The organism is Streptomyces sp. NBC_00353, from assembly GCF_036108815.1.
GTDB lineage: Bacteria > Actinomycetota > Actinomycetes > Streptomycetales > Streptomycetaceae > Streptomyces.
In genome coordinates, this window is the sequence record NZ_CP107985.1 from 5,584,252 (window position 1) to 5,605,192 (window position 20,941).

12 protein-coding genes and 3 rRNA genes are annotated in these 20,941 nt (G+C 66.3%); 7 read left to right on the plus strand and 8 right to left on the minus strand.

Translation table 11 applies throughout. From position 1 onward, the window contains the following. Nucleotides 1-24: 24 nt before the first annotated feature. Nucleotides 25-906: a TetR/AcrR family transcriptional regulator gene (locus OHA88_RS25285; protein ID WP_328627174.1), complete on the minus strand. Its 882-nt coding sequence runs from the start codon at nt 904-906 to the stop codon at nt 25-27. Nucleotides 907-1,245: 339 nt separating this feature from the next. On the opposite strand from OHA88_RS25285, the gene OHA88_RS25290 reads away from it, so the two are divergent. Further along, nucleotides 1,246-2,652, plus strand: a complete 1,407-nt coding sequence (locus tag OHA88_RS25290) for an NAD(P)/FAD-dependent oxidoreductase (RefSeq protein ID WP_328627175.1) — start codon at nt 1,246-1,248, stop codon at nt 2,650-2,652. Nucleotides 2,653-2,897: 245 nt separating this feature from the next. Continuing rightward, nucleotides 2,898-4,667, plus strand: coding sequence for an ATP-binding SpoIIE family protein phosphatase (locus tag OHA88_RS25295; RefSeq protein ID WP_328627176.1), 1,770 nt, complete (start codon nt 2,898-2,900; stop codon nt 4,665-4,667). A gap of 16 nt (nt 4,668-4,683) precedes the next feature. Here OHA88_RS25295 and OHA88_RS25300 read toward each other — a convergent pair whose 3' ends face one another. Continuing rightward, nucleotides 4,684-5,982, minus strand: coding sequence for an MFS transporter (locus OHA88_RS25300; protein WP_328629791.1), 1,299 nt, complete (start codon nt 5,980-5,982; stop codon nt 4,684-4,686). A 133-nt stretch (nt 5,983-6,115) separates the two neighbouring features. Between OHA88_RS25300 and OHA88_RS25305 the strand changes: the two genes are divergently transcribed. The 4 genes from OHA88_RS25305 to rrf all read left to right on the plus strand — a co-directional run bounded on the left by OHA88_RS25305 (nt 6,116) and on the right by rrf (nt 12,497). Then, the gene (locus OHA88_RS25305) at nt 6,116-6,673 is read left to right on the plus strand and encodes a MarR family winged helix-turn-helix transcriptional regulator (RefSeq protein ID WP_267004360.1); all 558 of its coding nucleotides are present in this window, start codon (nt 6,116-6,118) and stop codon (nt 6,671-6,673) included. A 680-nt stretch (nt 6,674-7,353) separates the two neighbouring features. Continuing rightward, a 16S ribosomal RNA gene (locus OHA88_RS25310) occupies nt 7,354-8,879 on the plus strand. A gap of 296 nt (nt 8,880-9,175) precedes the next feature. Continuing rightward, nucleotides 9,176-12,301 (plus strand): 23S ribosomal RNA (locus tag OHA88_RS25315). 79 nt (nt 12,302-12,380) lie between these two features. Beyond that, nucleotides 12,381-12,497 (plus strand): 5S ribosomal RNA (gene rrf, locus OHA88_RS25320). Together the 16S, 23S and 5S rRNA genes form the textbook arrangement of a ribosomal RNA operon. A gap of 48 nt (nt 12,498-12,545) precedes the next feature. Here the strand turns inward: rrf and OHA88_RS25325 are convergent. After that, complete coding sequence (locus tag OHA88_RS25325) at nt 12,546-13,364, minus strand: GNAT family N-acetyltransferase (RefSeq protein WP_328629792.1); 819 nt, start codon at nt 13,362-13,364, stop codon at nt 12,546-12,548. A gap of 92 nt (nt 13,365-13,456) precedes the next feature. Between OHA88_RS25325 and OHA88_RS25330 the strand changes: the two genes are divergently transcribed. Further along, on the plus strand, nt 13,457-14,017 hold the full coding sequence (locus OHA88_RS25330; protein ID WP_328627177.1) for a GNAT family N-acetyltransferase: 561 nt from the start codon (nt 13,457-13,459) through the stop codon (nt 14,015-14,017). Between the two features lie 104 nt (nt 14,018-14,121). Here OHA88_RS25330 and OHA88_RS25335 read toward each other — a convergent pair whose 3' ends face one another. Genes OHA88_RS25335 through OHA88_RS25355 form a run of 5 tightly spaced genes read right to left on the minus strand, consistent with a single transcriptional unit; the run spans nt 14,122 to nt 20,873 of the window. Continuing rightward, nucleotides 14,122-15,648, minus strand: a complete 1,527-nt coding sequence (locus tag OHA88_RS25335; protein WP_328627178.1) for a type VI secretion protein — start codon at nt 15,646-15,648, stop codon at nt 14,122-14,124. A 1-nt stretch (nt 15,649) separates the two neighbouring features. Further along, entirely contained in the window at nt 15,650-17,068 is a 1,419-nt protein-coding gene (locus OHA88_RS25340; RefSeq protein WP_030924913.1) for an ATP-binding protein, read from the minus strand. Between the two features lie 19 nt (nt 17,069-17,087). Further along, entirely contained in the window at nt 17,088-18,638 is a 1,551-nt protein-coding gene (locus OHA88_RS25345; protein WP_328627179.1) for an SCO6880 family protein, read from the minus strand. Next, on the minus strand, nt 18,635-20,014 hold the full coding sequence (locus tag OHA88_RS25350) for a hypothetical protein (protein WP_328627180.1): 1,380 nt from the start codon (nt 20,012-20,014) through the stop codon (nt 18,635-18,637). The genes OHA88_RS25345 and OHA88_RS25350 overlap by 4 nt, the downstream gene beginning before the upstream one ends. After that, nucleotides 20,004-20,873 (minus strand): hypothetical protein, encoded by an 870-nt coding sequence (locus OHA88_RS25355; protein WP_328627181.1) that lies wholly within the window; start codon nt 20,871-20,873, stop codon nt 20,004-20,006. The genes OHA88_RS25350 and OHA88_RS25355 overlap by 11 nt, the downstream gene beginning before the upstream one ends. Nucleotides 20,874-20,941 lie beyond the last annotated feature (68 nt).

The following is a 20,941-nucleotide window of genomic DNA, read 5'->3' on the forward strand; positions in this document are numbered from 1 at the left end:
GCTCGAACAGCCCGAACAGCCCGCTCACGCCGGGCGTGAGCGCAGCCCCTCCAGCAGGATGTCCAGCAGCCGGGCCGAAGCGGCGGCCTGCTGAGCCGCATCCGGCAGCGAGGGTGCCGCCGTGGCGATGACGAGCAGCACGTCCGCCACTGTCACATCGCGGCGCAGTTCACCCGCCGCCCGTGCCCGGTCGACCAGCCGGCCCACGACCTCCAGCAGTTCGGCCGCGCCCATGTCGTCGTCCGCGAGCCCGTCCTCGTCGGTGGAGCGCCGGCCGACGACCCGGAGGTCGGCCTGCGCCACTCCCTGCCGCTGGTGAGGCACCCGAGCCTCATCCCGGACGTCACCGGAGCCGGAGCCCTGACCCGGGGCCGCGCCGCGTGCGGCTCCCGGCTCTCCGACGACGGTCGAGTCGTCCACATCGACACCGACCCGCAGCACCTGCGGCGGCAGCAGACGACCCGCGCCCGAGGACACGGACGTGCGCAGGAAGCGCGAGAGCGCCGACCACGGCTCGTCCTCCTGCCCCAGTGCGGCCCGCGCCTGGTCGGTCAGCCGGGAGGTCTCCTCCTCGGCTATCCGCCGCACCAGCACGTCCTTGCTCGGGAACCGCCGGTACACCGTGCCGACCCCGACCCGGGCGCGGCGCGCCACGTCCTCCATCGGGGCCCCGTACCCCAGCTCGCCGAACACTTCGCGCGCGGCGCGCAGCACATGCTCGAGATTGCGCTGTGCGTCCACGCGCAGCGGCGCCGAGCGGGCGCCGCCGCCGGACCCGACCGTGGTTCCCACCGCAGTTCCGGCTCCGGCGGAACCCACCGAGCCGACTGTCCCCACTGTGCCGATTCGTCCGTTTCCTTCGGACGAGACAGCAGCAGTCTGCCAATGCGATTCCTGAATGTGCATAACTTTTCCCCCGGTTATGACGTCTCCCCCCGGAGACTCCCGCCGTGTCAGCCGGGGAGTGGATCATCATCCCAACCCGACACCCCGACGACATACGAACATAGTTGAGCCCGGGTCAATTCAGAAGGGGGTAGTTCCGCACGGAGCGCCCCCCGATCGGAGCAAGGACCGGTTGGTTCCTGTTTCCGCCCCACCCCGCCACCCCCGCTGCAACGTCTGACCTGCGCGCCTTCCGTGCACCCGCAGGGATCGACGACACCGGTCCCTGGAAAACCTCCGGTCACACAATTTGCCGAGGCTGTGGACAAATATCGGAGCACGATGCGTCATGGGGAGGTGATGGCTTCAGATTCCCGGGGGACACCCCCCGGCCCGCCGCCGGGTGAGCGCATTCTCGTCATCGGCGGCGGCTACGTCGGGATGTACACAGCGCTGCGTCTCCAGCGGAAGCTGAAGCAGAGACTCAAGTCCGGCGAGACCGAGATCGTCGTCGTCACGCCCGAGCCCTATATGACGTATCAGCCGTTCCTGCCCGAAGCCGCAGCCGGCTCGATCTCGCCGCGCCATGTCGTGGTGCCGCTCCGTCGCGTCCTGGCGCACTGCACCATCGTCATCGGCGAGGCGCAGCAGATCGACCACGCCAAGCGCACCGCGACCGTCACCACCCTCGCCAGCGGTGAGGACGGCACGGGCGCCGTAGAGATCCCGTACGACGAGATCGTCATCGCGCCCGGTTCCGTCTCGCGCACCCTCCCCGTCCCCGGCCTCGCCGACCACGGCATCGGCTTCAAGACCATCGAGGAGGCCATCGGCCTGCGCAACCACGTCATCGAGCAGATGGACATCGCCTCCGCCACCCGCGACCCGGCCATCCGCGACGCCGCCCTGACCTTTGTCTTCGTCGGCGGCGGCTACGCGGGCGTCGAGGCGCTCGCCGAGCTCGAGGACATGGCCCGCTACACCGCCCGCTACTACCACAACATCAAGGCCGAGGACCTGAAATGGATCCTCGTCGAGGCCTCGGACCGCATCCTTCCCGAAGTCGGTGACGCGATGGGCACGTACGCCATCCGGGAGCTGCGTGGCCGCAACATCGACGTACGCCTCGACACCCGGCTGGACTCCTGCGAGGACCGGGTCGCCGTCCTCAGCGACGGCTCCCGCTTCCCGACCCGCACGCTCGTGTGGACGGCGGGCGTCAAGCCCGCCCCGATCCTTGCCGCCACAGATCTGCCGACCGACGAACGCGGCAGGCTCAAGTGCACGGCGCAACTCACCGTGGAAGGCGCCGAACACGCCTGGGCCGCCGGGGACGCCGCGGCCGTTCCCGATCTGACCGCGGAAGAACCGGGCAAGGAGACCGCTCCCAACGCGCAGCACGCGGTGCGTCAGGCCAAGGTCCTCGCCGAGAACATCCTCGCGGCGATCAGCGGCGAACCGCTCAAGGAGTACCGGCACAGCTACGCGGGCTCCGTCGCCTCGCTCGGCCTCCACAAGGGCGTCGCCCATGTCTACGGGCGCAAGCTCAAGGGCTATCCGGCCTGGCTGATGCACCGTACGTACCACCTCAGCCGGGTGCCCACGTTCAACCGGAAGGCCCGCGTCCTTGCCGAATGGACCCTCGCGGGACTCTTCAAACGCGAGATCGTCTCCCTCGGCTCACTGGAACACCCGCGCGCCGAATTCGAACTCGCCGCGGGGGGAAGACGTACCGACGGCGGCGGCCCGCCGAAGAAGGATGGCTGACTGTCAGTACGGTCGGTCACACTGGACGTGTGACCATAGGTGGGCTCACACCTGCACAGAGTGACCCGGCCGGCAGTGACCAACAGTGACCAGTACGACGAGGCCCGGCTGCGCCTCCCCGGGGGTCCGGCCCCCGGTTCCCCCGACCCCGGCGAGAGAGAACCGGTAGAAGAACCGGAAGCAGATCCGGCAGAGGAAGCAGCCCGCCCGAGCGGACCAGACCGACACACGAGGCCAGAAATTCCGTGAACTTCACGCGTTGGAGCGCCCGCCTACCAGGAACGCGCCGCGCCGCCGCCCGGGACGACCGCAGTTCCGTGCCCGCGGCCCGCGCCGAGTACGCCAGGCCCGAGCCCGGGTCCGGGCCGGCGGACGGCGACACCCCCGAGGCCTCCCCCGGGGCATCCGTAGAGATCTCCGAGGAGATCGCCGGCCTGACCTCCGGCCGGCCCGCCGAGCAACTCTCCGGCCCCGCCCTGCTGGAGGATCTCTCCGCCCGCGAGATCCTCGGCCGGCTGCCCGCCCTCGTCGCCCTCGTGCACGGCCCCGACCACCGCATCGCCTACGTCAACGACGCCTACGCAGCCGCCTTCGGCCCCAGACCCACGGGCGCCACCGCCGCCGAGGTGATGCCCGAGCTCGACGAGCTGAGCCTGCTGCCCCTCATGGACCAGGTCCTGCGCAGCGGCACGCCCCGCACGGTCAAGTCCCGCAAGGTCCGCAGCGGCAACTCGTACACCGTGACCTGCACCCCCGTCGCCACGCCCGCCGGTCTCCCCGCGAACGGCAGGAGCAAGAACAAGAACGGCAGGAACAAGGGGAGCGAAGGCGGTGTCCTTTTGTACGCCGCCGATGTCACCGACCACGCCGAAGCGGCCGAGCGCCTGCGTACCAGCGAACGCCGCCACCGCGAAACGGCCGTCACCCTCCAGCGCTCCCTGCTCCCGCAGGAGCTGGAGCAGCCCGACGACCTGCGGATCGCCGCCACGTACCAGCCCGGCGGCACGGACGCGGCGGTCGGCGGCGACTGGTACGACGTCATCACTCTCGGCGCGGGCCGCACCGCCCTCGTCATCGGAGACGTGATGGGCCGCGGGGTGCGCGCCGCCGCGGTGATGGGCCAGCTCCGCACGGCCGTGCGCGCCTACGCCCGTCTCGACCTCCCGCCGCACGAGGTGCTCCAGCTGCTCGACGGGCTCGCCGCGGAGATCGACGCCAGCCAGATCGCCACCTGCGCCTACGCGGTCCACGATCCGAACGAGGGCCGGCTCGTCTACGCCTCCGCCGGCCACCTCCCGATCCTCGTGCGCGACCAGGACGGCACGGTCCACCGTGCAGAGGACCCGACCGGACCGCCACTCGGCACCGGTGGCTGGATCCACACCTCCGGCACGATCGCGCTGCCGCCCGGCTCCACCGCCGTCCTCTACACGGACGGTCTCGTCGAACGCCGCAGCGAGGACATCGACGAAGGGGTCGCCGCCCTGGAGCGCGCCCTCTCCGGTGCCAAGGGGTCCCCGCAGGTGGTCTGCGACCGTCTGATCCGCTCCCTCGGAGTCACGGCCGAACACGACGACGACGTGGCCGTGCTGGTGGTCCAGCACCCGGCCCGCACAGGGACGAACGCGGAGCTTTTCCACAACGCCTCGCTCGATCTGCTCGGCGGCATCGAAGCGGCCCCGCGCGCCCGCGCCTTCGCGACCGGCGTCCTCACGTCGTGGCGCTTCCCGGTCGAGCTGTGCGATCTGGGCGTCCTGGCCGCCAGCGAACTGGTGGCGAACTCCCTCCAGCACGGAACCCCGCCGATGCGCCTGGGCCTGCGCCGCACCGACCGCCGCCTGATCATCGAGGTGACCGACGGCGACGACCACCTGCCGCGCCGCCGCCGCGCCGAACCGGCGGACGAGTCGGGCCGCGGCATCTCCATCGTCGCGACGATCGCCTCGTCCTGGGGCAGCCGCCGCACACCGGGCGGCGGCAAAGCGGTCTGGTGCGAGTTCGCGCTGCCTCAGTGAGCGTCAGCGGGTGACGTCACCGAGCTGCAGCGGGCTCGGCCACCATCCCGGCCTCCGGCAGTGACACGGCCACCACCCGCGACGGCGTCGCCGCGAGCGAAGGCTGGTCCTGTACGGGGGTGAGTTGGCGGCCCAGCCGCAGCGCGAGCACGGTGATGCCCAGCGAGAACAGCACGAACGTCACGATGTACGGCCCGTGCAGCGAAGCCCCCATCGGCCCGCCCACAGCCGGGCCGACCGCCAGTGCAAGCTGCTTGACCAGGGCGAACGCCGAGTTGTACTGACCGACCATCGACTCCGGGGCAAGATCGGCGACCAGCGGCGCCACCGTCGGCGACAGCATCGACTCGCCGAGTCCGAACAGTGCGTACGTCGAGATCATCGCGGCCGTCGCCATGGTCTGGCTGCCGTGCCCGAGCCCCGCGTACCCCGCCACGATCCAGGCGAACGCCCAGATCAGGCCGACCGAGGCGATGACCCGGCTGCGCTTGCGTCGCTCGACCAGCCGCAGCACGACGAACTGCGCCACGACGATGACCGCGGTGTTGGCAGCAAGGGCGATACCCAGCGTCGAGGGCTCGATCCCGGCAGCCTCGGTGCCGTACGCCGCGAGACCGGACTCGAACTGCCCGTAACAGGCGAAGAACAGCACAAAGCCCAGCACACACAGCTGAACCATGGCCCGGTGCGACAGCAGCGCCTGCAGCCCGCCCTTCGCGGTGGACCCGTCGGTGGGCCGGGCGTCCGCGATCGCAGGAGTACGAGGCATCCGCACCGTCACGGCTACGACGCCGAGCACGATGAACATCGCCGCCTCGATCAGGAACAGCAGCGTGAAGGTCTCCGGCCGACGCGTGTCCACGATCTGCCCGCCGACCAGTCCACCGATGCCGAGCCCCAGGTTCTGCAGAAAGAACTGCATGGCGAAGGCTCGTGTACGGGTGGCTGTGCTGGAGCACCAGACGAGCATGGTGGCGAGCGCCGGCGACATGACGGCCGTGCCCGCGCCGAGCACGGCCGCAGACAGCACGGCGGTCGTCACATTCGACGAAAGGCCGAGGGCCGCCGCCCCCACGGACGCGACCACGGCGGCGACGATCAGCACCGGCATCGGACCGCGCCGGTCGATGGCCCGTCCGGTGAACGGCAGGACAGCCAGCGCAGCCATGGCGAAGACCGCCAGCACGACTCCCGCCGTACCGGCGCCCAGATCCCGCACCTGCGCCACGTAGACGTACAGATACGGAACGGTGAACCCCACACCGAACGCGCTCAGCGCGCTCCCCAGCTGGATCCGCCGCAGCGCTGCGCCCATTTCCCTGGTCACACTCACCTACCTCAAGCTCACGAAGGACTCACGTCCAAAGACTTCAACAGTAAAGTTAGAGCTTCAACAGTACAGACCGAAGGACTTCGACGCCAATGAAAGGCGTGCCATACTGCCCGCCATGTCTGACACCACCGAGCCCTCCGGCCTCCAGGAGCCGAGCCTCGACGAGCAGATCGCGGCCTATCAGCGCGAGTTCCGGGACCTGGACCCCCAGGTCGAGCAGGTCGTCTCGGCCCTCGGCCGGCTGAACCGTCGGATGAACGTCGGCTACGGACGCCAGCTGGCCGACCTCGGCATCAGCAACGCCGAGTGGGAGGTCCTCAAGACCCTGGTCGTGGCGGGCTCCCCCTACCGGCTGGGCCCGGGCGAGCTGGCCAAGCGCCTCGGCCTCACCCCGGCCGCGATGACCCACCGCATCGACCGCATGGCGGGCGAGGGCCTGGTCACCCGGGACAGGGACGAGAGCAACCGGGTGCGCGTCATCGTCGAGCTGACCGACGAAGGCCGTACGAAGTGGCTGGAGGCGATGCGCATGGCGTCCGCCTTCGAGGAGGACCTGCTCCAGGACCTCTCGGGCGACGAACGCGGAGCCCTCGGCGAGATGCTGATCCGCCTGCTGCGCCGGGTGGAACATGCCCAGCCGGACGCCGGCGGCCGCCTCACCGACCTGGACTGAACCCACGCCGGGCGAGGGGGAAAACGGCTTGACCTGGCGGAGTTGACACACCCCCCGCCGATCCGTAAGGTTCTTCGAGTTGTCACGGAGCCGGAACGGTTCTGCGGCAGCCGATCCCGCCGCAAATGCGGCAACCAAAACTCTGCACGATCTCCCACTCGGGACGATTTCGGCATGCCGGAATTCATTTCGAAGGCTCGATTATGAGCCGCCGGGAAAATCCGCTAGAGTTTGGACGTCGGAACGGCCCAACAGCCGGGAAGACAAATCCCGCTGACTGGGAATCAGGCCCGAAAGGATCTGATAGAGTCGGACTCGCCGGAAAGGGAAACGCGAAAGCGAAAACCTGGAAAGCAGAACCCGCTTCGACCGGGAATCGGACACGAAAGAGTCTGATAGAGTCGGAAACGCAAGACCGAAGGGAAAAGCCCGGAGGAAAGCCCGAGAGGGTGAGTACAAAGGAAGCGTCCGTTCCTTGAGAACTCAACAGCGTGCCAAAAGTCAACGCCAGATATGTTGATACCCCGGCCTGCTTCGGCAGGTTGGTGGTTCCTTTGAAAGTCCTGCCGGGCTCTTGTGGTTCCGGTAGGCAATTACACAGCGAGGACGCTGTGGACGGTCGGTCTTATTCCGGCTGATCGTCCCGCTCTCGTGATGTGTCTCCCGATTACGGGAAAACATTCACGGAGAGTTTGATCCTGGCTCAGGACGAACGCTGGCGGCGTGCTTAACACATGCAAGTCGAACGATGAAGCCCTTCGGGGTGGATTAGTGGCGAACGGGTGAGTAACACGTGGGCAATCTGCCCTTCACTCTGGGACAAGCCCTGGAAACGGGGTCTAATACCGGATAACACTCTGTCCCGCATGGGACGGGGTTGAAAGCTCCGGCGGTGAAGGATGAGCCCGCGGCCTATCAGCTTGTTGGTGGGGTGATGGCCTACCAAGGCGACGACGGGTAGCCGGCCTGAGAGGGCGACCGGCCACACTGGGACTGAGACACGGCCCAGACTCCTACGGGAGGCAGCAGTGGGGAATATTGCACAATGGGCGAAAGCCTGATGCAGCGACGCCGCGTGAGGGATGACGGCCTTCGGGTTGTAAACCTCTTTCAGCAGGGAAGAAGCGAGAGTGACGGTACCTGCAGAAGAAGCGCCGGCTAACTACGTGCCAGCAGCCGCGGTAATACGTAGGGCGCAAGCGTTGTCCGGAATTATTGGGCGTAAAGAGCTCGTAGGCGGCTTGTTGCGTCGGTTGTGAAAGCCCGGGGCTTAACCCCGGGTCTGCAGTCGATACGGGCAGGCTAGAGTGTGGTAGGGGAGATCGGAATTCCTGGTGTAGCGGTGAAATGCGCAGATATCAGGAGGAACACCGGTGGCGAAGGCGGATCTCTGGGCCATTACTGACGCTGAGGAGCGAAAGCGTGGGGAGCGAACAGGATTAGATACCCTGGTAGTCCACGCCGTAAACGTTGGGAACTAGGTGTTGGCGACATTCCACGTCGTCGGTGCCGCAGCTAACGCATTAAGTTCCCCGCCTGGGGAGTACGGCCGCAAGGCTAAAACTCAAAGGAATTGACGGGGGCCCGCACAAGCAGCGGAGCATGTGGCTTAATTCGACGCAACGCGAAGAACCTTACCAAGGCTTGACATATACCGGAAAGCATCAGAGATGGTGCCCCCCTTGTGGTCGGTATACAGGTGGTGCATGGCTGTCGTCAGCTCGTGTCGTGAGATGTTGGGTTAAGTCCCGCAACGAGCGCAACCCTTGTTCTGTGTTGCCAGCATGCCCTTCGGGGTGATGGGGACTCACAGGAGACTGCCGGGGTCAACTCGGAGGAAGGTGGGGACGACGTCAAGTCATCATGCCCCTTATGTCTTGGGCTGCACACGTGCTACAATGGCCGGTACAATGAGCTGCGATGCCGCGAGGCGGAGCGAATCTCAAAAAGCCGGTCTCAGTTCGGATTGGGGTCTGCAACTCGACCCCATGAAGTCGGAGTTGCTAGTAATCGCAGATCAGCATTGCTGCGGTGAATACGTTCCCGGGCCTTGTACACACCGCCCGTCACGTCACGAAAGTCGGTAACACCCGAAGCCGGTGGCCCAACCCCTTGTGGGAGGGAGCTGTCGAAGGTGGGACTGGCGATTGGGACGAAGTCGTAACAAGGTAGCCGTACCGGAAGGTGCGGCTGGATCACCTCCTTTCTAAGGAGCATCTAGATTCCGCAAGGAATCCAGAGCCACTACGTCGGCAAATGTTCGACGGTGGTCAGCTCATGGGTGGAACGTTGACTATTCGGCACGACAGGTTTTTTTCACTAGTACTGCTTCGGCGTGGAACGTGAGGAATGGTCGGTCGTGTCGGGCACGTTGTTGGGTATCTGAGGGTACGGCCGTGATGGTCGCCTTCAGTTGCCGGCCCCAGTGAACTCGCCCTTAGGGGTGGGGTGATGGGTGGCTGGTCGTTGTTTGAGAACTGCACAGTGGACGCGAGCATCTGTGGCCAAGTTTTTAAGGGCGCACGGTGGATGCCTTGGCACCAGGAACCGATGAAGGACGTGGGAGGCCACGATAGGCCCCGGGGAGCTGTCAACCGAGCTTTGATCCGGGGGTGTCCGAATGGGGAAACCCGGCAGTCGTCATGGGCTGTCACCCGCTGCTGAACACATAGGCAGTGTGGAGGGAACGAGGGGAAGTGAAACATCTCAGTACCCTCAGGAAGAGAAAACAACCGTGATTCCGGGAGTAGTGGCGAGCGAAACTGGATGAGGCCAAACCGTATGCGTGTGATACCCGGCAGGGGTTGCGCATGCGGGGTTGTGGGATCTCTTTTTCACAGTCTGCCGGCTGTGAGGCGAGTCAGAAACCGTTGATGTAGGCGAAGGACATGCGAAAGGTCCGGCGTAGAGGGTAAGACCCCCGTAGCTGAAACATCAACGGCTCGTTTAAGAGACACCCAAGTAGCACGGGGCCCGAGAAATCCCGTGTGAATCTGGCGGGACCACCCGCTAAGCCTAAATATTCCCTGGTGACCGATAGCGGATAGTACCGTGAGGGAATGGTGAAAAGTACCGCGGGAGCGGAGTGAAATAGTACCTGAAACCGTGTGCCTACAAGCCGTGGGAGCGTCGCTGTTGTTCTTCGGAGCAACAGTCGTGACTGCGTGCCTTTTGAAGAATGAGCCTGCGAGTTTGCGGTGTGTTGCGAGGTTAACCCGTGTGGGGAAGCCGTAGCGAAAGCGAGTCCGAATAGGGCGTTTTAGTAGCACGCTCAAGACCCGAAGCGGAGTGATCTAGCCATGGGCAGGTTGAAGCGGAGGTAAGACTTCGTGGAGGACCGAACCCACCAGGGTTGAAAACCTGGGGGATGACCTGTGGTTAGGGGTGAAAGGCCAATCAAACTCCGTGATAGCTGGTTCTCCCCGAAATGCATTTAGGTGCAGCGTCGTGTGTTTCTTGCCGGAGGTAGAGCACTGGATAGGCGATGGGCCCTACCGGGTTACTGACCTTAGCCAAACTCCGAATGCCGGTAAGTGAGAGCACGGCAGTGAGACTGTGGGGGATAAGCTCCATGGTCGAGAGGGAAACAGCCCAGAGCATCGACTAAGGCCCCTAAGCGTACGCTAAGTGGGAAAGGATGTGGAGTCGCAGAGACAACCAGGAGGTTGGCTTAGAAGCAGCCACCCTTGAAAGAGTGCGTAATAGCTCACTGGTCAAGTGATTCCGCGCCGACAATGTAGCGGGGCTCAAGCGTACCGCCGAAGTCGTGTCATTCCAGCATTAAGGGCCAACGCCTGCTGGGATGGGTAGGGGAGCGTCGTGTGCCGGGTGAAGCAGCCGCGGAAGCGAGTTGTGGACGGTTCACGAGTGAGAATGCAGGCATGAGTAGCGATACACACGTGAGAAACGTGTGCGCCGATTGACTAAGGGTTCCTGGGTCAAGCTGATCTGCCCAGGGTAAGTCGGGACCTAAGGCGAGGCCGACAGGCGTAGTCGATGGACAACCGGTTGATATTCCGGTACCCGCTTTGAAACGCCCAGTACTGAATCAGGCGATGCTAAGTCCGTGAAGCCGGCCCGATCTCTTCGGAGTTGAGGGTAGTGGTGGAGCCGACGAACCAGACTTGTAGTAGGTAAGCGATGGGGTGACGCAGGAAGGTAGTCCAGCCCGGGCGGTGGTAGTCCCGGGGTAAGGGTGTAGGGCGTGTGATAGGCAAATCCGTCACACATTAAGCCTGAGACCTGATGCCGAGCCGATTGTGGTGAAGTGGATGATCCTATGCTGTCGAGAAAAGCCTCTAGCGAGTTTCATGGCGGCCCGTACCCTAAACCGACTCAGGTGGTCAGGTAGAGAATACCGAGGCGTTCGGGTGAACTATGGTTAAGGAACTCGGCAAAATGCCCCCGTAACTTCGGGAGAAGGGGGGCCATCACTGGTGATTGGATTTACTCCATGAGCTGGGGGTGGCCGCAGAGACCAGCGAGAAGCGACTGTTTACTAAAAACACAGGTCCGTGCGAAGCCGTAAGGCGATGTATACGGACTGACGCCTGCCCGGTGCTGGAACGTTAAGGGGACCGGTTAGCTGACTTTCGGGTCGGCGAAGCTGAGAACTTAAGCGCCAGTAAACGGCGGTGGTAACTATAACCATCCTAAGGTAGCGAAATTCCTTGTCGGGTAAGTTCCGACCTGCACGAATGGCGTAACGACTTCTCGACTGTCTCAACCATAGGCCCGGTGAAATTGCACTACGAGTAAAGATGCTCGTTTCGCGCAGCAGGACGGAAAGACCCCGGGACCTTTACTACAGTTTGATATTGGTGTTCGGTTCGGCTTGTGTAGGATAGGTGGGAGACTTTGAAGCAGCCACGCCAGTGGTTGTGGAGTCGCCGTTGAAATACCACTCTGGTCGTGCTGGATGTCTAACCTGGGTCCGTGATCCGGATCAGGGACAGTGTCTGATGGGTAGTTTAACTGGGGCGGTTGCCTCCTAAAGAGTAACGGAGGCGCCCAAAGGTTCCCTCAGCCTGGTTGGCAATCAGGTGTTGAGTGTAAGTGCACAAGGGAGCTTGACTGTGAGACCGACGGGTCGAGCAGGGACGAAAGTCGGGACTAGTGATCCGGCAGTGGCTTGTGGAAGCGCTGTCGCTCAACGGATAAAAGGTACCCCGGGGATAACAGGCTGATCTTCCCCAAGAGTCCATATCGACGGGATGGTTTGGCACCTCGATGTCGGCTCGTCGCATCCTGGGGCTGGAGTCGGTCCCAAGGGTTGGGCTGTTCGCCCATTAAAGCGGTACGCGAGCTGGGTTTAGAACGTCGTGAGACAGTTCGGTCCCTATCCGCTGCGCGCGTAGGAATATTGAGAAGGGCTGTCCCTAGTACGAGAGGACCGGGACGGACGAACCTCTGGTGTGCCAGTTGTCCTGCCAAGGGCATGGCTGGTTGGCTACGTTCGGAAAGGATAACCGCTGAAAGCATCTAAGCGGGAAGCCTGCTTCGAGATGAGTATTCCCACCCCCTTTGAGGGGTTAAGGCTCCCAGTAGACGACTGGGTTGATAGGCCAGATGTGGAAGCCCGGCAACGGGTGGAGCTGACTGGTACTAATAGGCCGAGGGCTTGTCCTCAGTTGCTCGCGTCCACTGTGTTAGTTCTGAAATAACGAACGGCCGTGTTGTTGCCCGGTGTTGGTTAATTTCATAGTGTTTCGGTGGTCATTGCGTTAGGGAAACGCCCGGTTACATTCCGAACCCGGAAGCTAAGCCTTTCAGCGCCGATGGTACTGCAGGGGGGACCCTGTGGGAGAGTAGGACGCCGCCGAACAATTATTCCGGGAAAGCCCCGCACCTCTGGTGCGGGGCTTTTCTGCGTTTACGGGCCGGCCGTTTCCCGCCGCGGCGACCATACATAAGGGGTCGTGGTGGTGACTGCGTGGAAGCCCAGGCGGCGCAGGATCGGTGCGCTGTCGCTGGACGCGTCCACTTGCAGATATCTGACTCCGCGGGCTGCGGCGATGTGGGCGCGGGCGGCGACCAGAGCGCGGTAGATGCCCCGTCCGCGCCAGGCGGAGAGTGTCGAACCGCCCCACAGGCCGGCGAATTCGGTGCCCGTGCGGAAGACCAGCCAAGCCGCGGAGACGACTTCGCCGTCCGCCTCGGCGACCAGGACGACGAGGTCGTCCGGGGCAGCAGCGACGCGGCCCGCCAGGTCGTCACCGATCATGGTCAGGTCCTGGCCCCAGACAGTCGTTTCCAGTGCCGCAATGCGGTGCGTGTCCGCGCGTTCCGTGACCTGGCGGAGTACAACGCCGTCCGGGAGTACGGGCGGTGATGCCATGTCCTTGGCGCGGCCGATGAGGACGGTCTCCTCCGCCTCCGCTGCGAAGCCCGCGGCGCGCAGGCGATCGGTGAGGTCGGACGGCAGGTCGTGGCCGCGTATCTTCCACTCCACCGCCTCTCCCCGGGCGGCGAATCTGTCACGCTGACGGGCGATCAGTGCGTCGAGTTCGGCGCCGCGCACCTGCACGTCGCGCGGGGCGCTGATGAAACCGCGGAACTGGCCGACGGTCCGGGTCAGGGGGCCGTCCTGTTCGTAGGTGACCCCCGATGGAGGGGTGGGCGGCACACCCCTCATCTGATCGTCATAGGCCGAGAGCAGGCCGGCCATCTCGTCGTCGAACTTGTCATCCATGTCTGTCACGGGAGTAGACGGTACGAGCCGAGGTGCGGGGCGGGGGCAGGAATTCGATTGCTGGGAGACACGGGGAGGGGCAGGATCCGTGTATGAACTATGCGATTCGGCCCGTACGCGCCGAGGAATGGGCACTCGCCAAGGAGCTCCGGCTCGCCGCTCTGCAGGATCCTGTGGCGCCGGTGGCTTTTCTGGAGACGTACGAGCAGGCCGTGGCCCAGCCCGACGAGTTCTGGCAGGGCCGCACGGCCGGTGGGGCCGAGGCCAGTGGTGACGAGGTGCGTCAGTTCGTCGCCGAGGCACCCGACGGGAGCTGGGCGGGGTCGATCACCGTGCTTGTCGAGCGGCCGGACGATGATCTGCGGTTCGGTGAACCGGCCAAGGTCCACCAGGCTCATGTGGTCGGTGTGTTCGTGAGGCCGGAGGCGCGGGGCGGCGGACTGGCCGAGCAGTTGTTCCGGGCCGGGGTCGAATGGGCGTGGTCACTGGGCGAGCCGCGGATCGAGCGGGTGCGGCTGTACGTGCACGAGAACAATCCGCGGGCCGCTGCCTTCTACCGGCGGTTCGGTTTCGCACCGAGCGGGGAGACCGTTGCCGTACCGGGCGATCCGACGGCGCTGGAGCTCGAGTACGAGATCGTCCGCCCTGTCTGACGTCCTCAGTGCTGGTTCGGCCCGCTGTCGCCCCGGACCGGATTCGGCCGGTTCAGGGGCTGCCGTCTGAAATCCCGGTCCTGGCCGCAGGTCCGGCCACCGTGTTACGGCTGGAGCGGGGACGTCCAGCGGGCTCGGGCCTGTTCCTGCGAGCGGAGCAGGACCAGCGTCGGGAGGGCCTGGTCCTGGTTCGTCGAGACCAGCTCCGGGAGCTGGGGGAGAGGCGCCACAGCCGCGACGTCGTCGAGGACGAGCGTCATTGGTGGGTCGAGCCGACCGTCGGTTGACCGTGCGGCCATGCGGCGGCCGTGCTCGACCACGTGTGAGGCGAGGGCGGTGAGCAGCGGCATCGCACCCGGTCCGGAGCGAGGATCCTCGATGGGTTCACCGACCACATAAAGAGTGCCCCCTTCGCCCGCAAAAGATTCCAGCGCGAGCGAATCGGATCGGTTCGGCGTGCAGGCGTCGCGGATGTGGACCGAGGAGAGTGCGGCGAACGCCCGTACCGTCAGCTCCTGTGCCATTTCCCGGCGTTCGGGATGGCCGGTGAGCGCGGACTCCAGCAGGCCGGCGAGTCCGGAGGCGGCCTTGGTGTGGGTGCGGAGGAGTCGTACCGGTTCATGGGCGTTGCCACCGAGGGCCCAGCGGTGGACCTGGCGGAACGGCCGACCGTCTATGGCGGCGGCGTGCAGCCAGCACTGGAGGAGGGTCTCCGCGGTCTCGGCCGTCATCGCGTCGATACGGGCCTGCGGCCGGACCGGGGCGAGGAGGGCGATGGCGCGGGCGGCTGCGGTGTCCGGTGCTTCGCACCCGGCGGTGGGGGACCAGTGGAGGCGGGCCGGGGTGTCGCAGAGGTGGCCCGGGTCGTAGACGAGGACCGGGCCGAGCTTGGCGCGGGCGTCCTTCGTCTCCTCCCAGACGGTGGGGTCGGATGTGACGACGAGGGCGGGTCCGTCGGCCTCCCGGATGGCCTGCACGACGGTGGGGCGACGGGTGGCGGCCGGGCCGTAGACGACGAGGGGCGTGCGCGGGGAGGGGACGACCGGGGTGAGGGGGAGGAGCTCTGTCCGGGGAGCGGCCTCGGTCGGCGCTTCTGTTGCTGTGGCCGTGGTCGCGGGGGCCGGCTCAGGGGCAGGGGCAGGGGACGGCATCGCGGGGGCGATTGCTTCCACCGATTCGACCGCGGCGGGCTCTGCGCGCTGAGCGTGCTCCGCGTAACGCTCGGCATGACGTTCCTGACGGCGCTCTTCCCGCCGACGTGCGCGTACCACTCGCCAGCGGGTCACCACGCCCATCACGAACACCGTCAGCACCATGAGCACCATGAGCTCGCCGATGAACAGGCCCCAGAACAGCCCGTATCCGGAGAGATCGCCCGCCGGTGTGCCGGGCCAGGCGGCGGTCATGTCGTGCGGGGACGCCGCCAGCCGGCGCATAGCCAGTGGGGTCTCGGTGAAGGTGACGCCCTTCGGCCAGGCGCCGTGCGTGAACAGTCCGGACAGGCCGGTGGCCGTCCAGACGAGGATCGTCAGCCCGAGCAGGAAGCCCAGCAGGCCGACCAGCAGACCGTCCGGGACACCGCCGGTGCCGCCGGTGCTCGTCCCGGCCTGCTGTTCTGTGCGTCCCGCCATGTCATGCCACCGTTGACTCGGACGACTCGTTCAGTCGTTGCTGGTGCTCGATGCGTGCCGCGCGCTGCTCCGCCTCCAGCTCCGCGGCTCGTACGTCCTCCGGCAGGAGATCTGCGGCCGAGGACTCGGTCATGGCGCGGTCGGTGTAGACGAGGGGGCGCTCCGCCTCGGTGATCAGGTGTTTGACGACCTGGACGTTGCCGTTGACGTCCCATACCGCGATGCCGGGGGTGAGGGTGGGAATGATCTCGACCGCCCAGCGGGGCAGGCCGAGTACGCGCCCGGTCGCTCTGGCCTCGTCGGCCTTCTGCGCGTAGATCGTCCGGGTCGAGGCCATCTTCAGGATCGCCGCGGCCTCGCGTGCCGCGGCCCCGTCGACCACGTCGCTGAGGTGGTGGACCACGGCGACGAACGACAGGCCCAGCCGTCGGCCGAACTTCAGGAGGCGCTGGAAGAGCTGGGCGACGAACGGGGAGTTGATGATGTGCCAGGCCTCCTCGACCAGGAAGATGCGTTTCTTCCGGTCGGGCCTGATCCAGGTGTGTTCCAGCCATACGCCGACGATCGCCATCAGGATCGGCATGGCGATCGAGTTCCGGTCGATGTGCGACAGGTCGAAGACGATCAGCGGAGCGTCCAGGTCGATGCCGGCCGAGGTCGGGCCGTCGAACATGCCACGCAGGTCACCGTCGACCAGCCGGTCCAGGACAAGGGCGACATCGAGGCCCCAGGCCCGTACGTCGTCTATGTCGACGTTCATCGCCTCGGCGGACTCGGGCTCCGGGTGGCGCAGTTGCTCGACAATGTCGGTGAGCACCGGCTGCCGGTCGGTGATCGTCTGGTTGACGTAGGCGTGCGCGACCTTCAGCGCGAAGCCGGAGCGCTCGTCGAGGCCGTGGCCCATCGCGACTTCGATGATCGTACGGAGCAGGGCGAGCTGACCGGTCGTGGTGATCGAGGGGTCGAGCGGGTTGAGCCGGATGCCGCCGTTCAGGGCCGCGGTCGGGTCGAGCCGGATGGGGGTGAGGCCGAGCTCCTGGGCGATGAGGTTCCACTCGCCGACGCCGTCCTCGCCCTGCGCGTCGAGGACGACGACCTGGCGGTCGCGGAACCTGAGCTGGCGGAGCACGTACGTCTTCTCCAGCGCGGACTTGCCGTTTCCGGACTCCCCGAGCACGAGCCAGTGCGGGGCGGGGAGCTGCTGTCCGTACAGCTGGAAGGGGTCGTAGATGTAGCCCTTGCCGGAGTACACCTCGCGGCCGATGATCACGCCTGAGTCGCCGAGGCCGGGGGCCGCGGTGGGCAGGTAGACGGCCTGGGCCTGCCCGGTCGAGGTTCGTACGGGCAGCCTGGTCGTCTCCACCTTCCCGAAGAGGAAGGAGGTGAAGGCATCCGACAACGCGGACAGAGGATCTCGCATGGCGTGACTGCCCTCTCGGTTAGCGACGGATGCCGGTGGCGAACGGCAGCGTGTTCACAAAGGCGCGGTGGTGCTCGCGGTCGCACCACTCCAGCTTCAGGTACGACTTGCCGGCCGAGGCCCGGATCGTCCGCTTGTCGCGGGCGAGAGCCTCGGGTGATCGCGACGACACGGTGATGTACCCCACGAGATTCACGCCGGCCGCGCCGCTCGCGAGATCTTCACCCCGCTGGTCGAGCCTGCCGTGGGCGGCGATGTCGCGCGGGTCGACGGTCCGGTTCATCTTGGCCTGGCGGCTCGCCTCGGCCTCGTCGTTCGTCTTCTCCGTGAGCATCCGCTCGATGGCGACCTCGGTGGGTTCGAGGTCCATGCAGACCGCGACGGTACGGATGACGTCCGGGGTGTGTACGAGGAGAGGGGCCAGGAAGTTGACGCCGACAGGCGTCATCGGCCATTCCTTCACCCATGCCGTGGCGTGGCACCAGGGCGCGCGGGTCGTCGACTCGCGGGTCTTGGCCTGCAGGAACGTCGGCTCGACGGCGTCCAGCTCGGCGGGCCAGGCGTTGCGCTTCGTCATCGCCTGGATGTGGTCGATGGGGTGGTCGGGGTCGTACATCGAGTGCACGAGCGAGGCGAGCCGGCTCTGGCCGAGCGGCTGGCGTACCCGGATGTCCGCCTCGGCGAGGCGGGCGCAGATGTCGGTCAGTTCGCGCGCCATGACGACGGCGAGGCCAGCGTCCCGGTCGAGCTTGCGGCCGGCCTGCGGGCGGGCGGCGCGGGCCATGGCGTTCGCCTCGGCGGCCAGTTCGCGGTTGAAGTGCATGCAGGCGACGAGGTAGGCACGGTGCTGTTCGCTGGAGGTGGAGACCATCGACTGGAGCTGGTCGTACGACTCCTGCAGCCAGCCCGGGGCCGCCTTGTCGCCGCGCTGGGCGACGTCCTTGGCGTGTGCGTCGGGGTCGGCGGGGAGGGTGCGGGCCAGCATCTGAATGCGGGTCACGAAGCCGTCGCCGTTGGCCACATGCTTGAGGAGTGTGCCGAAGCGGTCGACCAGTGCCTCCTGGTCCTCGCTGTCGCGCAGCCCGACGCCGGGCCCCTCGATCTCGATCGCCGCGGTGACGGTGCGGCGGTCGGCGTGCAGCAGTACGGCGATCTCGTCCGGGCCGAAGGGCGCGGCAAGCCAGTTGATCCGGCCGATGCCGGGGGGCGGCCCGATCTCGACCTCGCGGCCGTCGGCCCGTACGCCCGCTTCCATGGCGGCGGAACGGTATGTGGTGCCGCGGCGCAGGGACCGCTTGAAGCTGCGGTTGATCTCAAACCATTTGTAGAAGGTGCGGTGCTTGTACGGGACGTACACCATGGCCAGCGCCATCAGCGGGAAGCCCGTGAGCAACACGATCCGCAGGGACAGGACGGGGACGATCAGCCCGCTCATCATGCCGAGGAACGCGCCGACGATGATCAGCGCGATCTCGCCGGTCTCGCGGTTCTTGCCGACGATCGCGTTCGGCCGGGCCCGGCCGATGAGATACGTACGGCGAGGCGTGACCGGATGGGACTGGGTCGTCAACGCCCTCCACCTCCTGTGCGGTTGTTACCTGAGTTGCCTGTACCGCCGCCTCGGGTGGCGCGGCTGCTGTGTGGGGTGCCCGAGGTGGGTCCCGATCCGCTGCGGGGCGGAGGTGCGGCGGAGGAGACGGATCCGCCGCCGACCCCGCTCCCGGCGCTGTTACGGGAGCTGTGTGCGGCAACCCCGCCGCTGACCGGGTTGGCGGGCCTGCCACCACTGTTGCCGCCGCCCTGTCCACCGCCGTCTCCGCCGCTGCGGCTGCTGTGGGTCTTGATGCCCTGGGAGACGAGAGCGGCAGGGGAGCTGATCAGGGCGGCGGCCTGGGCGCCGTCGGTGGCCTGCTTACGGTTGGTGCGGGCGCCCTGGATCTCGTCGCCGAAGCCAGGGACGAAGCGGTAGATCATTGCCGAGGCGAAGATTGCGAGCAGGATGATGGCGAGGCCGGAGACGACGGCGGAGAACGCGTTCGGTCCCCCGTCGGAGGAGAGCGCGCCGGCCAGCCCGAGCACGATGACGATGACCGGCTTCACCATGATCACCGCGATCATGATGCCTGCCCAGCGGCGGACGTGGCCCCACATGTTCTTGTCGACGAGACCCGAATAGACGACTACGCCGAGCAGGGCGCCGACGTACAGCAGGGCTGCCCGGATCACGAGTTCCAGCCAGAGCACGCCCGCGGCGAGGATCGACACGAGCGAGACGACGATCAGCATGATCGGCCCGCCGCCGATGTCGGAGCCCTTGCTCAGCGCCTCGGCGAACGACCCGAAGAAGACATCGGTCTGCCCGCCGGAGGAGGACGCGATGACGTCGGTGACCCCGTCGGTCGCCGAGACGACCGTGTAGAGGATGAGCGGCGTGAACGCGGACGCGAGCACGGTCAGCCAGAGGAACCCGACAGCCTCGGAGATCGCGGTGGCCACCGGAACGCCACGGATGGCGCGCTTGGCGACGGCGAGCAGCCAGAGGACGAGGGTGAGCACGGTGGAGGCGGCGAAGATGACGGCGTACTGCTGCAGGAACTTGGGGTTCGTGAAGTCGACGTTCGCGGTGCCTTTGACTGCGTCGCTGAGCTTGCCGACGATCCAGGCTGCGGCGTCGGCGCAGCCGCGGGCGAGGGAGGACAGGGGGTCGAGGGCGTTGGCGGCGTCGTCGGGAGAGGTGGTGCTGGGGCTGCCGGCGTCGCCGTTTTCGCAATACTGCTTGGCAGGCCCGATGAGCAGGTCGCAGGCCTTGTTGCTCGCGCTTGGTGAAGGGGTCGGCGACGGACTGGGTGCCGCTACGGCGCGAGCCGAGAAGAGGACTGCAGCGGTCTGTACGGCCGTCAGCACGGTGATGAGGGAGCGGGCGCGAAGACGAGGCCTACCTGGCATAAGTGAAGCCCCCATACTCCTCGACAGCCTTGCTGATCTCGTCCGAACTGGAGGCTGTGACATCCCCTGGGACAGGGGCTGGGCCATCCTTCTGGGAGTCACTGGTCGCCCTCCAGCCGTCGGCCGTCCACGTCAGTTCGACGGTCCAGGTCTTCCAGGTAGTACTCACGGGATCTGTCGACCCGGGTCCGGACATACCGATCAGTCCCGTGTACCAGACGGCGACCTTGGCTGTGTCGTCGCTGTAGGACTCCAGCTTCGTACCAACGGGGATTGTTCGTGAGACGAAGGTGCTGCCCTGCGGCGCGTTCCCATCAGCATCGAGACCGAGCTTTGCGAGGAAGTCACCCGAGTACGCGGCATCCTGCGGGTCTCTGAGCTTTCCGGCTGCCTCAGTTGTGTAGATGGCGTCCACGATCGCGTGGCGACTGTCCTTCTTGAACATGTCTACGGAACCGAGCGCCACCGCGAAGTTGGACGCCGCGCTCTGCGCACCCTGCTCATCGTGCGCGAACCCCGAAGGGACCTCGCCGTTCTTCCCCGTTACCGGCTTCGTGCCCGTCGCCGCGGTGGGGGCCGCCCCCGCCTTGTTGCCTCCGCTCCTGCCCGAGGAGCCGCCGTCGTCACCGCCCCCGCCCCGGTTCGCGAACGCGATAGCCGCGACGAGCAGAACGACCACACCGACCACCGTGATCAGGGATCGCGAGCTGCGGGCCGGGCGGCGGCTGCCGTATCCGTCGCCGCCTGTGCCGTCGGCGAATCGGGTACGAGTCTGGCGCGTACCGCCGAGGGTGCTGTATCCATCATCTGTACGGCCCGAGCGCGAATCGCTGCCGTAGCCGTCGTCGCCGAGACTCATGCCGCGTAGGCCCCCTCAACCATGTGCGATTCCGCGTGGTACGACGGTAGCCGTACTGGTTCCCGCGT